Origin of the sequence: Halomonas sp. KHS3 (assembly GCF_000830495.1) — a bacterium.
Classification (GTDB): Bacteria; Pseudomonadota; Gammaproteobacteria; order Pseudomonadales; family Halomonadaceae; genus Vreelandella; species Vreelandella titanicae.
Genome location: NZ_JWHY01000002.1, coordinates 423,339 through 437,702, shown reverse-complemented (window position 1 = coordinate 437,702; position 14,364 = coordinate 423,339). Strand labels below are relative to the sequence as shown.

General features: G+C 58.3%; 11 protein-coding genes and 1 pseudogene. 8 read left to right on the top strand and 4 right to left on the bottom strand.

All coding sequences use genetic code 11. The features are described from left to right. Window positions 1–7 precede the first annotated feature (7 nt). The 4 genes from RO22_RS04250 (at window position 8) to RO22_RS04235 (ending at window position 5,553) form a co-directional block, all read left to right on the top strand. The gene (locus tag RO22_RS04250; protein ID WP_196518208.1) at window positions 8–610 is read left to right on the top strand and encodes an SDR family oxidoreductase; all 603 of its coding nucleotides are present in this window, start codon (window positions 8–10) and stop codon (window positions 608–610) included. Window positions 611–1,760: 1,150 nt separating this feature from the next. Continuing rightward, a complete protein-coding gene (locus RO22_RS04245; RefSeq protein WP_231500595.1) occupies window positions 1,761–2,417 on the top strand; it encodes a (2Fe-2S)-binding protein in 657 nt (218 codons plus the stop codon). Window positions 2,418–2,419: 2 nt separating this feature from the next. Beyond that, on the top strand, window positions 2,420–3,436 hold the full coding sequence (locus RO22_RS04240) for an FAD binding domain-containing protein (RefSeq protein WP_027957248.1): 1,017 nt from the start codon (window positions 2,420–2,422) through the stop codon (window positions 3,434–3,436). Then, entirely contained in the window at window positions 3,436–5,553 is a 2,118-nt protein-coding gene (locus RO22_RS04235) for a xanthine dehydrogenase family protein molybdopterin-binding subunit (protein WP_041157697.1), read from the top strand. Before RO22_RS04240 ends, RO22_RS04235 begins: the two co-directional genes overlap by 1 nt. A 49-nt stretch (window positions 5,554–5,602) precedes the next feature. On the opposite strand, the gene RO22_RS04230 is transcribed toward RO22_RS04235, so the two are convergent. The 4 genes from RO22_RS04230 to RO22_RS04215 all read right to left on the bottom strand — a co-directional run bounded on the left by RO22_RS04230 (window position 5,603) and on the right by RO22_RS04215 (window position 9,433). Beyond that, on the bottom strand, window positions 5,603–6,511 hold the full coding sequence (locus RO22_RS04230) for an AraC family transcriptional regulator (protein WP_027957250.1): 909 nt from the start codon (window positions 6,509–6,511) through the stop codon (window positions 5,603–5,605). A gap of 73 nt (window positions 6,512–6,584) precedes the next feature. Beyond that, window positions 6,585–6,992 carry a DoxX family protein gene (locus tag RO22_RS04225; RefSeq protein ID WP_022519649.1) on the bottom strand — a complete coding sequence of 136 codons (408 nt, stop codon included), beginning with the start codon at window positions 6,990–6,992 and terminating at the stop codon, window positions 6,585–6,587. A gap of 216 nt (window positions 6,993–7,208) precedes the next feature. After that, window positions 7,209–8,693 carry an ATP-binding protein gene (locus RO22_RS04220; RefSeq protein ID WP_231500596.1) on the bottom strand — a complete coding sequence of 495 codons (1,485 nt, stop codon included), beginning with the start codon at window positions 8,691–8,693 and terminating at the stop codon, window positions 7,209–7,211. Window positions 8,694–8,713: 20 nt separating this feature from the next. After that, window positions 8,714–9,433, bottom strand: coding sequence for a response regulator (locus RO22_RS04215; RefSeq protein WP_027957253.1), 720 nt, complete (start codon window positions 9,431–9,433; stop codon window positions 8,714–8,716). Between the two features lie 463 nt (window positions 9,434–9,896). On the opposite strand from RO22_RS04215, the gene RO22_RS04210 reads away from it, so the two are divergent. From RO22_RS04210 to RO22_RS25285, 4 genes and pseudogenes are all read left to right on the top strand, one after another. After that, window positions 9,897–11,159 carry a PQQ-dependent sugar dehydrogenase gene (locus RO22_RS04210; protein WP_051430598.1) on the top strand — a complete coding sequence of 421 codons (1,263 nt, stop codon included), beginning with the start codon at window positions 9,897–9,899 and terminating at the stop codon, window positions 11,157–11,159. A gap of 270 nt (window positions 11,160–11,429) precedes the next feature. Then, on the top strand, window positions 11,430–11,879 hold the full coding sequence (locus RO22_RS04205; protein ID WP_052475516.1) for a (2Fe-2S)-binding protein: 450 nt from the start codon (window positions 11,430–11,432) through the stop codon (window positions 11,877–11,879). A 45-nt stretch (window positions 11,880–11,924) separates the two neighbouring features. Beyond that, window positions 11,925–14,093, top strand: a complete 2,169-nt coding sequence (locus RO22_RS04200; protein ID WP_052475515.1) for a xanthine dehydrogenase family protein molybdopterin-binding subunit — start codon at window positions 11,925–11,927, stop codon at window positions 14,091–14,093. Next, window positions 14,080–14,310: pseudogene (locus RO22_RS25285) on the top strand (XdhC family protein); the annotation flags it as partial. The gene RO22_RS04200 and the pseudogene RO22_RS25285, both read left to right, overlap by 14 nt. Window positions 14,311–14,364 lie beyond the last annotated feature (54 nt).

Genomic DNA, 14,364 nt, shown 5'->3' with positions numbered 1-14,364 from the left:
ACCAGGGCTGGTTGGGATATCGCTCGATATCAACGATCCTGATTCGTTAGCCAGCCTCGCCGATAACGTACGGGCACAGTTCCCTGAGCTCAATGTACTGATCGCTAATGCAGGGATTTCACGACCGGAGAACATGACGTCTGAGGATTGGGACGTTTCTATAGCGCAGTCGATCATAAATACCAACATCATGGGCGTACTGCACGCGACGGCAGCATTCCTGCCGATCCTAAAAAGCCAATCCGAAGCGACCATTCTGGTGACCAGTTCTGCCTTGGCCTTTGTACCACTGGCTAATTTCCCGACCTACTGCGCCGGCAAAGCGTTTCTCCACTCCTGGCTTACCTCTCTGCGGCATCAGTTGCGCACAGTCCCAGTGGAGGTACTCGAGCTTTCACCACCGTACGTGCAGACAGACCTCACTAGGGCGGAGCAGGCTTTCGACCCGCGTGCTATGTCACTCGAAGCATATATCAAAGAAGTAATACAGTTGCTAGAGCGCGGTGATCACCCTCGTGGTGAAATTCTTCTTGAGCGCGACCAGGCTCGCCGCTGGGCCGAGCGTGACGATCGCTACGAAGAAATATTTGCGGCTATGAATCCAGGCTAACGGTGCTTCGATTAGGCGAAGTCATTTCAGTTATTGCCACCAGCGTCCACGCAGCCGTGGGCTTAACGTGTTTGTAAAACGAGTAGAAGATCACTTCTGCTTCCGCCGCGAGTCGCACTATAAACACTAGCGTGGGACATGAGCTTCGCCCGCCTGTTTAAGCGAGCTCATCTGCATCACTCCTGCCTTCGGCCTGAACTCAGCATGACGAAAAAGGCTTTTCACGCACACTGCAGGAAAAGGCAAGGTTTGCGCAGGTGCTGGCAAGTATTGTTTCCATCAACTTATTAAAAAAGATAACGCAAACTGCTGCCTCTAAGGCAATCGAGAAGAGCCAACGACCCTGCCATGTTACGACCCGAAATGAGGCCAAGGAGAAGCAGTCATGACAGCATTCACGATCGCCTGGCACACCGCTTCTCTGGGTAATCCGGGAGCAATTGAAACTCACCGGTACCAAGTTCGGTTGCGGTGGTGCGCAATCCGCGCCCTACCGATGCGCACATACACCGTGTCGCCGAAAGCTAACCGGCGCCATGTTCCCTCAAGGCTTATGGAAAGGACAGGTCAACAATGAAAACACATCATTTATCCTTTAGCCGTCACGCCTTTCTAGGCGGCACTTTAGTGGCGGGCGCCGCGCTCATCATTCCCCTTCGTCTACCCACGGCCTGGGCACGAGAGGACCTTTCGCACGCTTATATCCGCATTGACACAAGCGGCCTGGTAACCTTCCTGCCACCCACTTTTCTGAAGGACTGGATCGCACACCCACGACGCCGATCTACGAAGACACCCAGCAGGAGAGCTGCGTAGGGCACTGACTCCAGGCGCCCTGGCCATTAAAGGCGATGCAGGCAACACTTCTTGCCTAACGCTAAGCTTATTGCACGTCCACATTTGCAGGCCTCGGTTTCAAGCCGCAACCTTATATCTCTCCTGATCGTCTGTTAATCCCAGAGCGTCGCGTTTTAACGACGGCAACCGTGCATATTCACGAATGAACAGTGATCCCTCCCATTGCCCACCCCAAAAACAGTAAATAGCGCAGGAACAGGCAAGTTTTACAGACTGGATGGCAAGCTCTTTCGCGGCTGAATTGTTAAAAACTCATTGTTAACGCTTCTATTGCAATAAAGGAGAGATGACAGTGGCGGATTCAGTTAAGGGCCCGAATGCCAACAGCGATACCCTACCCCAGGTGAGTCGCCGCACGGTACTCGGTGTTGGCGCTGGCGTAACGGCTGCCAGCCTGGCACCTCTTCGAGCGACCGGCCTGGTCCCTCTTCAGGCTGAAGCTCAGAAGCGACTTCCCGTTCCAAGCCCCGAAAACGGTATGACAACCCACATCGCATTTCAGGTAAATAGCGAGCCGATCGCCATGGAGATAGATGCGCGAGCGTCACTACTGGACCTTCTGCGTGATCGCTTGGCGTTGACCGGAACCAAAAAGGGCTGCGACCACGGCCAATGTGGCACCTGCACCGTTCATCTGGACGGGCGTCCCGTTGCCTCCTGCCTCACCATGGCGGCCAAAATCGATGGACGGCAGGTCACCACGATCGAAGGGCTTGTGAGAGGTGAGGAACTGCACCCTATTCAACAGGCTTTCATCGACCACGATGCGCTTCAATGCGGGTACTGCACTCCCGGGCAGATCATGTCGGCTGTCGCCTGTGTCACCCAGGGGGAGGCAACCGACCCCGACGCGATCCGCGAATTCATGAGCGGGAACATCTGCCGTTGCGGCGCTTATGTCGGCATTCTCGCAGCCGTCGCGCAAGCCGCCGAAACGATGGAGGGCTGACCGTGCGGGAATTGAATTACACCATCGCTGAGTCGGCGGATGCAGCAGTCGCGCAGTTCGTCCAGGCTGACGGTGCCGCCCGCTATATTGCGGGCGGCACCAATATCTACGACCTCATGAAGCTGGGTATCGAGCACCCGGCGCACCTGATCGATGTGAGCCGCATCGAAGGGCTGGACGCGATTGAAACGGATGGCGATGTCCTGCGATTCGGTGGCGGCGCTCTGATGTCGGATGTGGCGCGTACGCCGGTGGTGCGCGATGAGTATCCGGTCCTGGCCGAAAGCCTGCTCAAGGCCGCCTCGCAGCAATTGCGCAACATGGCCACGGTGGGCGGCAATCTGCTGCAGCGCACCCGCTGCATGTATTTCCGCAATGGCGCGGGGTCATCTTCCATGGTGGGTGTCTATCCTTGCAACAAGCGAGAACCCGGATCCGGCTGTGCCGCTATCGAGGGGCTCGACCGTACCCAAGCCGTACTCGGCACCAGCCGGGCATGTACCGCAGTGGCGCCCGGGGACTGGCCGGTGGCGCTGACCGCACTGGACGCCGTGATAGAGGTTTTCGGGCCAGATGGTACGCGCAACATCCCGATCGCAGGCTTCTATCGGCTGCCTGGGGAGACGCCTCACAGGGAATTCAATCTCGAGCCGGGCGAGTTGGTAACAGCCATCACCGTGCATAAAACCCCGGCGGGGCGCGCATCCACCTACCACAAGATTCGTGACCGCGAGAGCTATGCCTTTGCACTGGTTTCCGCCGCTGTCGCGGTCGAGATGGAGGGAAACACCGCCCGCAGCGCTCGCATTGCCTTGGGCGGTGTCGCCACCACGCCATGGCGGGCCAGCGCCGCGGAGCGAATTGTGAGCGGTGCGTCCCTGACCCCCGAACGGGCACTCGAGGCCGGGCGTGCCGCCTTCGCCGAGGCCAGCCCCGGCCGACACAATGCCTTCAAGATGGACCTCGGTGCCAGAGTCGTCGCCGATGCGCTCATCACTGCTGCGGAAAGGAGTGCGTAATGCCTGCAAAAGTATTTTCCGACATCGCCCGGACCGATGCCAGAGGCAAGGTGCTTGGTCAGACGCCGTTCGGGGCCGATATGATTTTCCCCGACATCCTCCACGCCATGCTCGTCCCAGCCACGATTGCCAAAGGGACGGTAAGCCATATCGATATCACGCCGGCGGCTGAAATCAGCGGGGTGGTACAGATCCTATCCCTGGGGGATTTTCCAACGCTTTCTCCCCAAATCAATTATCTGGGCCAACCCATCGCGATGGTGATTGCCGAGACGCTCGAGGCTGCCATCGAGGGAGCAGAGGCCGTCACCGCAACCTATGAGGCCGCGTCTTTCGTTCCGCTGATGGATAGCCCTAACGCCTCGGTCGTTTCCTCCGAGGGTTTTGAAACGGGCGATGTCGATACCGAATTCCGGCACGCCGTCGAGATCGTCGAGGGCACCTTCGAAACGCCGGTCCAGCACCACAATGCCATGGAATTGTTCGGCACTGTCGCGCGGTGGTCCGGGGGACGGCTGACGATTTACGAGGGTTGCCAGAATTCCGCGAGCGCCAGAAATGCCCTCGCGGAAGCCTTGGGAATCTCCAGTGAGGCCATCACCATCAGATCCGACTATGTCGGCGGTGGCTTTGGGCAGAAGTCCCCGCCTAAACTGCAGACGGCTCTGGTCGCCGAAGCCGCAAGGTTAACCAGGCGTCCGGTCAAGCTCGTTACGCCACGCGGGCAGCTTTTTCATATCGCCACCTTCCGGCCACGCAGCATCCACCACATCCGACTTGCCGCCAACAGCGAAGGGCGCCTCACCGCGCTTAACTACGATGTGGTGCAGGAGAACTGGCCCGACGGCGGCTTCCGGTCGAGCGGCTATCATGAGGATATCGCCCGACTCTACGCCATCGAAAACCTTCGCGCGACGGCTGGGGATGTCCATATCGACCGTAACATGCCACGTCATACCCGGGGAACACACCCATTTTCGGCCGGGTTCGCCTTGGAAAGCGCGATCGATGAAATGGCCTACAGACTGGGCGTGGATCCGGTACAGCTGCGTCTCGACCATGAGGCCACGACTGACATTATCGCCGGGCAGCCGCTCGCGCCGCATTTTCTGAACGACTGTCTCAGGGAGGGCGCGCGCCGCTTCGACTGGAGCCGGCGCACCCCAAAACCCGGCTCGATGCGGCTGGAAGATGGCACTCTGGTGGGATTCGGTGTCGCCTGCGGTATCTTCGGAGCATCAGGATCCGCTGCAGAGACAACACTCAGGGTCCGGGCGGATGGCACGACTCGGATCACCAGTTCGGGCCATGAAATGGGGCAAGGGATTCGCACCGCCGTCGCGAATACGATCCTCCAAGGGCTTGACGTCAACCCGGATAGGATCGAGATCCTGATGGGAGATACATCGGTGGGGCCGCAGATGGCCACGGTCGGAGAGCGCGGCACAGCCAGCATTATCCCGGCGACGATAAAGGCTGTAGAGGCCCTGCGGGTCCGCTTCGAGAAGTTACTGGCGGGATCGCCCCCGCCGGCGGGTAATCTGCACGAGCAGCTGTCGCGTCTGAAACGCCCATACATCGAGGTGACCGCATCGCAGCTCGCCCCTGGGCAGGACGCCTCCGCCCTCGAAGCCTTCAGAACCGGCAACCGAGCGGGGGCGGGTTCGGAATATCCCGGCTTCACCTCTATGAGCTATATCGCGCAGTTCGTCGAGATCCATATCGACCCGCGAACGCGGCATCTGCGTATGCCACGCGCCGTAAGCATCGCCGACGTCGGACGGGTCGTCAGCCCCAGGACCGCGAAAGGTCAGATGCATGGCGGCGTGGTCTGGGGCTTCAGTACTGCCCTCCGGGAGCAGAGCGAGATCGATCCGCGTTATGCCGGATATCTCAATGACGACCTTGCTGATTACGTCATGGCGGTGAATGCCGACATCGGCGAGATCGATGTCGGTCTGATCGACAAGCCCGATACGCTGGTCAACTCGGTCGGCGTCAAGGGAATGGGCGAACTCGTCATGCTCGGAACGGCACCCGCGATCGCCAACGCGATTTACCACGCAACCGGCAAGCGCATACGGAAACTGCCCATCCGCATCGAAGACGTGCTTTGAAAGAGTGACGGAGGTGGTGGCACCAGTCGCGCTGGGAGAAGACCGTAGATCACACCGTTGGGACTTGACGTTCCGTAGCGCTTCGGCCGCGCAGCACGTCGCGCTTCGGCGGCACTTGGAACAGGTGGCCGTAGTCGCGGGTGAACTGCGAGGCACTCTCGTAGCCCACTTCGAAGGCGGCTTTGCTGGCTGAGGAACCTTCCTCTAGCATCAGGCGGCGCGCTTCGACCAGGCGCAGCCGCTTCTGGTATTGTCCGGGCGTCAGCGAGGTCATGTATTTGAAGTGCTTGTGAAATGACGAGAGGCTCATGCTAGCTTCCGCCGCCAGCCGCTCCACGGATAAGCGCGAGCGGTACTCGGCCCTGAGGATCGATATGGCGTCGGCGAGACGGCTCGCGTGGCTGTCCGGGTCTGCCAGCGTCCGCAAAGCATTACTGTGAGGCCCAGACAGGAGCCAATAGTGCAGCTCCCGCATGATTCCTGGGCTCAAGAGCGGCGCCGCTTCGGGGCGATCCAACAGGTGCATCAGCCGTGATGCGCAATCGAGCAGTGCGGCTTCGGTGTCGACGGCGAATAGCGTAGGCATCTCTGAAGAGCGCTGCGGGCGGGGGGTATCGATATGGGCCGTGAGTTCGCGCAAGAGCGCTACCTCCAGTTCGACTGCGATCGCCAGATAGGGCTCGCTCTGGCTTGCTTGCACGACCCGTCCGATGACCGGCATGTCAGCACTAACGAGGACGGACTGCCCGCTAGAAAAAACCCGTTCCTCATTCCCCACTATCAAGCGCTTCGCACCCTGCAGAACCAGGCATATCAGCGGCCTGTAAACCGAATGCAGGTCGCCAGATGGCGCCTTGAGGCACATCATTCGTAACCCCGGCACCGGGGTTAGCGCCATACCACGGTTGTCGGCGTAGCGGCTGGTATAAGCCCGGACAGCCTGTTTGAGCGAGTTCATAGGATTCCTCCCGCATTTCAGCTGGAACTTATCATGAAGGGATGGCATGAGGGGATGGTTTCAAACAGCGGTCTCACCCCACCCGACTTTGCGCTCGCGAAGCATCAAAGCTCCAAACGCCTGGGCCTGCGGCACTAATATAGAGAAAGATGAAGCAATAAAGCATGGCCGCTTCACCGTGGTTGAGAACAGGAAAGAAGCTGTTCGAGCTGTGCGCGATAAAGTAGGCAAATGCCATTAAACCAGAAAGTAAGAAGGCCGTTGGTCGCGAGAACAGACCCATTAATAGCAACAACCCGCCCACTACCTCCAGGATGCCTGCGGTATAAAGCATGGGGTTAAGGGGATACTCGAAAGGAGCAGGCCAGCTGAAAAGCTTCATCGTCCCATGTGTCAGGAAAGACCCAGCGGCAAAGATTCGCAGAACGCTGAGAAAGTACGGAGCCAATTTGCTCAAGCGGTGCATTGGTAGTGTCGGCATGTTGTCCTCGCTCTATGCTAGAGATTACGGTGCCGAGCTAACTAAGCTCTGCAGCGACAACGAGGATGGTAGGTGATGGTTGTGTCCATGATATGCCGTAGTTTTGGTTATTTTGTAGCAAACTGTGCCACTAACGCTAAATCACAATAAACAATGTGATGAGTTTGCCTTGCCATATTGGGCATGGGTTACTGGAGTGTCAGGGCAAGAAACAGGCTATTTCGGTGAGTGAGCACTTTGCACGGATCGTGAAGTTTTTTTGAGTCGCCAGATACGCTCTTTTCGCACTGGCGCTGCGTCTACACTGCCTTCCCTGGGAAGCGAGATGATGGCTTGCATACCGGCTTCGCCATTGAAAAACGAGATATCTCCCCCGTGCTGCCGCGCGACTGCGCGCACTATCGAGAGGCCGAGACCGATGCCTCCGGTCTGTCTGTTTCGCGACGTTTCAAGCCGGACAAAAGGTGCGAAAACCTTCTCTTTCATGTCGTCCGGAATCCCCGGCCCACGGTCTTCAACGACGATATCAACCGTGGAAGGAGTCTCCCGAAGAGACACTTTTGCCTCCCCCCCATAACGCACCGCGTTCTCGACCAGATTTCTTAACGCGCGGCGAAGGCTATCTGGTCGACAACGGTACTTCATCTTAACGCTCTCGACATGGGTGACCGGATGTCCCAGATCAGCGTGGTCGTCACAAATACTCCCCACAAGCGCTTCCAGATCAATGGTGCGCGTTTCCTCTTTAATCGACTCTCCACGCGCAAACGAAATCGCGGCTTCCGTCATCGACTGTAGCTCGTCAATCGTCACTATCATTTTGCGCTGGATATCTTCGTCGTTGACGAATTCGGCTCTTAACCGAAGCGAGGTCAGCGGCGTCCGTAAATCATGGCCAATCGCTGCAAGCATCTTCGTCCGATCCTCTACGAAACGATGTAGACGGCTTTGCATCTTATTGAAGGATTGAGCTGTGCGCCTGATCTCTTCTGGCCCCTCTTCCAACAATGGCGGCAGGTTTTGCCCTCGACCTAAAGCTTCAGCGGCTGTGGCCAGATTTCGTAGTGGTTGGGCGATACGGCTTGCTATAAAAATGCTGATCAAAGCGAGCATGATAGCAGTAAGCCCAAGCGAAATCAGAGGCTTGGATGTCCACAAACTACCTTTATCGTGCTGGTAAAAGGCCGCATTCAACCAACGCCCGTCACCCAGTTGCGCCTTGTACCCATACCCAAGACTGCCTGAAAACTGGAGCACCTTGGTTGGCTGCGACAGCATCCACAAATAGGGCGTTGGAGTCCACCATGGGTCATCGGCGTTTGCAGTGACCACTTCGTCGACGTTTGGTAATTTCGGATGGGGAGACCCAGCCCATCCTAATGTTCCGTTTGGATCGACGGCGCTATCCAAAGGCCGGGAAAGCTGGGAGAGGGCCACCAATCTCCAGGCATTAGGATCCGCAGGGTCGCTGTCGGTCAACCAGTATCTTAAATAACTGCCTTCACTTGCGCGCAGAGCCTGCTCTCTCAATGGCGGCGATAGCGATTCCACCAAGCGGGTCACGGATGACGCTCGGCTGATAAATTCAGCTTTTACCCCTGCATCGAACTTTTTGGTGTACTCATCCATGGAAATAAGGAAGGTAAACGCCTGGGAGACGATTAACGCCGCTAGCGTTAGCCCGATGATTTGTATAGCCAAGCTTTTACGCCAAAGACGAATCATTCGAACACGACCTCAGTACACAGGCTGTAGCCACCGCCCCAATGGGTTTTGATGATCGACGGATTCTTGGCATTCTCCTCAATCTTCTTCCGCAGACGGCTAACTTGGTTATCAATGCTGCGGTCAAAGATGTCGGCTGTCCTCCCAACCGTCAGATCAAGAAGCTGCTCTCGGCTGAGTATTAACCCAGGTCGCTCAATGAAAACCTTGAGAAGACGAAATTCTGCTGTACTGAGAGGAACGCCAACACCATCGTCACCGAAGATCTCCTGGCGCCCTAAATCGAGTTTCCAATGTCCGATGCGCACTATCCTACGATTGAAAATAGTACCCGTCGGCGTAGAGCTGGTGGCACGACGGAGGACGGCTCTAATTCGAGCAAGAAGCTCACGCGGATTGAATGGCTTAACCAAGTAATCGTCCGCGCCAAGCTCAAGACCGACGATACGATCTGTATCTTCGGCCATCGCAGTCAGAAATATGATAGGAATATCTCCGGATGCCCGAACCTCCCGGCATAGCGAGATACCGTCCTCACCGGGCATCATGACATCGAGAATGATCAGGTCGACCGTCTGTCGCGCGAGGATTCGCCGTAGGGTCGCCCCCCCTTCCGCTACGCTGACCTTGTAACCTTGATACTCAAGATACTCCCGCACCAGATCCCGTATATCATTATGATCGTCAACGACGACTACATGTGTGGCGTCTTGCATTCCCCTACCCTCCGCCGAAAAGGCTGAATCTTACCTCAGTCGACACTCTGGCCTGTCCTCTTGGCTAGCTCATCGTAGCGTTGCGAAGCCACATCAGGAGTCATTCTCGTAGATTGGTCTTCGCTTACCCCGGCGTCAACTTGGACGTTGATGGGCCCATCGTCGCCTCACCTTGCCGTCGGGTCAGCCACGGCATGCTGTAGCGGGAGCACGACGATCAAGGCCAGCCTGGAGAGTTCCGAGTGAGACGCGATGCGGGGCACTATTAATACGATAGATTTGTCGCGTAAGTGTGCCGCGTTGGTAGCAAATTGTCACAAGGCTTTCTCCGCGGTAGCTGACGTTGCGAGCGAAATATCACAGGGCGCCACACGTTGCGACGAACTGATACGGGTACGACACACCAGTAAGACAAAGCCGCGGTAAAGTGCGACCAATTCGCACCGAGACGGGAGTGTCGACTATGAAGTTTCAATATTTCGACAATAGAAGCATTGCTGCTTCCATGCGGTATGAAATGTTCGGTAGAAGCACGCTAGTGGCAACTGCAGTTCGCTTTTCCATGATCGTTCTGATGTTCATCCTACTCGCTGCCATAGCGTTCGTGGCCTCGTTCAGCGCTCATGCCCAAGCGCCGAACTCGACCGGTTCTCCGGTAACAGGTGTATTGCCTGTGGGTACGCCTCTCGAGATTGCCTCGGGGCTCAATATGCCCTGGTCCGCCGTACCCGTGGGCCACGAGGTACTCATCAGCCAGCGTGACGATGGGGAGATTGTCGCTTTGCAGCCAGACGGGGCGCTGCGATCTGCCGGTATCGTGCCCAACGTAGTAGCCAGAGGGGATGGCGGAATGCTGGGGCTCGCAGTGCTCAAAGAAGGCGCAGACGTATGGGTTTACGCTTACCATAGTACGGCCTCAGGCAATCGCATCGTGCGGATGCGGTATGCCGCGGGAGTACTCGCTGATAACCAGATCGTCCTTGATGGATTGCCCGGCGGACGCAGCCACAACGGTGGACGAATCGCGTTTGGACCGGATGGAATGCTCTATGCCACAGTGGGCGATACACGCAATCCCAATCTCCCCCAGAATCCCAACTCGCTCGGCGGCAAGATCCTGCGTATGACGCCGACCGGCAGTATCCCGACCGACAATCCAATCGAAGGCTCCCATGTCTATTCACTTGGACACCGCAATCCTCAGGGGCTGGCGTGGGATGAAAACGGGCAGCTATGGGCAACCGAATTCGGGGATGATGCCTGGGATGAGCTCAATCGAATTGAGCCGGGTGGAAACTACGGTTGGCCGTTCGTCGAGGGCCGAGGGGAACAGCTGGCATACATCGACCCAGTCGTCCAATGGCGTACGCAGGAAATGGGCCCGAGTGGACTTACCTACATTGACGGCACCTTTTTCATTGCCGGGCTGACTGGCCAGCGGTTGTGGTCGGTGATCAACGATGCCGAGGGTAATCCCGTAGCCACCGCGCACTACACCGGCGAGTACGGCCGTATTCGCCATGTGTTCGAGGGCAGCGACGGTAACCTGTGGTTCCTGACGAATGGACAACGTGGCAAACCGGGCGGACAAATCCTGTCTGTTCCGCTTGCGCCCAATGCACGGGCGACAGTAGCACGTGCCGAAACGCCCCTGATGGATCACCAGACCCATGCCAACGCCCTCCCCATGACGCTTGGAACAGGCGTCGTCACGTTCGACTTCTAAGTGGGAAAGCTTTCAGTGAGCGGGTTTGCGTTTTGTGATTCTCGAACCTGTGGGGTGAATACCCCTCATTTGGTCTACCCTTCGGCCTGAACTCAGCATGACGAAAAAGGCTTTTCACGAACGCTGCAGGAAAAGGCAAGGTTTGCGCAGGCACTGGCAAGCCTTGTCTCCAGCAAGTTGTTAAAAAGATAACGCAGCCATGGTCGAAGCCAACTGCTGCCTCTAAGGCAATCGAGAAGAGCCAACGACCCTGCCATGTTACGACCCGAAATGAGGCCAAGGAGAAGCAGTCATGACAGCATTCACGATCCCGCCGAGCCGGATACACCGCTTCTCTGGGTGATCCGGGAGCAACTAAAACTCACCGGCACCAAGTTCGGTTGCGGCGTCGCGCAATGCGGTGCGTGCATGCTGCATGTGGATGGTGAGCCGGTGCGTGCCTGTGTTTTCCCGTTATCTGGCGCCGAAGGCAGATCCATCACCACGATCGAAGGGTTGTCCGAAGATGGCTCACACCCCGTCCAGCAGGCCTGGGTGGAGCTTGACGTCCCGCAATGCGGCTACTGCCAGTCGGGTCAGATCATGAGCGCCGCTGCGCTTCTGGCGCGTAATCCGCGCCCTACCGATGCGCAGATCGATGACGCAATGAGCGGCAATCTTTGCCGTTGCGGCACCTATGTGCGCATCCGGGCGGCCATACACCGTGTCACCGAAAGCTAACCGGCGCCGTGTTCCCTCAAGGCTTATGGAAAGGACAGGTCAACAATGAAAACACATCATTTATCCTTTAGCCGTCGCGCCTTTCTAGGCGGTACCTTAGTGGCAGGCGCCGCGCTCATCATTCCCCTTCGTCTACCCACAGCCTGGGCACAAGAGGAAGAGGATTCACTCCTTTCGCACGCTTATATCCGCATCGACACGAGCGGCCAGGTGACCTTCCTGCTACCCACGAGCGAAATGGGCCAGGGCACCCACACGGGCCAGGCCCAGATTCTCGCCGAGGAGTTGGGCGCCGATTGGTCGAGTATTACTGTCGGCATGCCGAATAAGCTCTCCGACGACTACAGAATTCCATTCATCGGCCAGATGCGTTCTGTGGGTTCGTTCGGCATCCGTTTCTGGCACGACCCGCTGCGCCGCGCGGCCGCCCAGGCACGGCAAATGCTGACCCAGGCGGCGGCCGAGCGTCTAGACGTAGCAGCGGCAGCCTTGCACGCCGAGAACGGCTTCATTGTCCACGCCGACAGCGGCCGAAGGATTCCCTTCGGTGACCTGGTGGAAGACGCCATGGCGCTGCCGATGCCTGAGGATCCAACCCTCCGACCCGATAGCGAACGCACGCTGACCGGGCGCAAGGTAGCGCGTCTCGATACCCCGGCAAAGGTGACAGGCAAAGCCGTATACGGGATAGACGTCGAGCGCGAAGGCATGCTGTATGGCGCCGTCAGACTCGCCCCGGTCTTTTCCGCCGATGTCGAGACATTCGATGAGAGCAGCGTCTCCGGGATGCCGGGCGTTGTCGCCGTGGTTAGCGTGCCACGCGGCATGGTGGTGGTTGCCGACTCCTGGTGGCAGGCCAAACAAGCAGCCGATGCCCTGGATATCACCTTCACACGAACACCGGCGGATACGCTTTCCTCCGATGAGATAAATGCAATGCTTCGCCAGGGACTGGATCGAACCGATGTCCCTATCACCACGCTGCGGGGCGAGGCCGAGGCAACCCTGTCGGACGACGGTCAGGTCGTCGAGGCCGAATACTCGGTGCCGTTTCTGACTCATGCCAGCATGGAGCCGATCAACTGCACGGCCGAGTCCACCGAGGAACGAACAGAACTATGGATCGGCACGCAGGGCCAGGACATCGTGCGCATGACGCTCGAGAATGCGATGCAGATACCGGCTGACCAGTTTTTCATCAATACCACCTATTTGGGTGGTGGCTTCGGGCGCAAGACCCACGGCGAGATCGCCCTTCAGGCAGCGCTTGCCAGCCGCGCCGTCGATGGTCGGCCGGTCAAGGTGCTATGGGCGCGCGAGGATGATGTTCAGCAGGGCCAGTATCGCCAGACGATGATGTGTCGCTTCCGGGCGGTTCTGAACGAGGCCGGCCAGATCACCGGCATGCGCATTCGCGTCTCCGGGCCGCAAATGGGCCGCGAATACGGCATTGATCCGGAGCAGCGGGCGCAGTCGACGGGCAATCTCGCCAACTTCGATCCCTTCTCGCTCGGCGGCCTGTCGGACATGCGCTACGTCATCCCCAATTTTGTCGTGGATCATGCCGTGGTCGACCTGCCAATCCCGCTTTGCCCCTGGCGTTCGATCGCCCACTCCTTCAACGGCTTCTTCTTTGAAAGCTTCATGGACGAATGCGCTGCAGCAGCGGGCCGCGATCCGCTGGAGTTTCGCAGAAGCCACTGCACCGATCAGGCGAGGATGCTCGCCGTCCTTGACCGGGTCGCCGAGATGTCGCATTGGCACGAGCCTGCGGCAGAGGGAATCTCGCGCGGCTTGGCCGTGGTAGAAAGCTACGGCTCCTATGTTGCCCAGGTAGTCGAGGCTCGGGCTGACGATGAAGGTATTCAGGTGGAACGTGTCCATGCCGCTATCGACTGCGGACGCGCGATCAATCCGGGCCAGGTGGAAGCGCAACTACAGGGCGCCGTCATCGATGCGCTCGGAGCAGCCATGAGGCAGAAGGTGACGATCCGTGACGGCCACGCCGAGCAGTCGAACTTTCACGACTATCCGTTGCTCCGCATCGGGGAGGCACCAGCCGTGACGGTGAGCATCGTCGATATCGGCTCGCCGCTAGGCGGCGTGGGTGAGCCGGGCACTCCCCCGCTCGCCCCGGCGCTGGCCAACGCGCTATTTGCCGCTACGCAGCAACGAATCCGCCACCTGCCGCTTTCCGATCATGTTCAGGGTTAGCGCAGCCGACCACAGATTGATGAGGCCTACCATGTACCTGGAACACGCACAGGATGTCCTTGGACAGTGGCTCGATTGGCGCAGAGAAAGCAAGACAGCTCTCGTTATCGTGACCGCGACGGAAGGTGGCGCCGTGCGCATGCCGGGCGCCCTGATGGCCGTGTCCGCCACGGGTGGCCGTTGCGGCTACATTTCAGGCGGGTGCATCGACGCGGATGTGGCCAATCATGCGCGGCAAGCGCTTAGCACGGGGCGGGTCAAACGCCTGAGG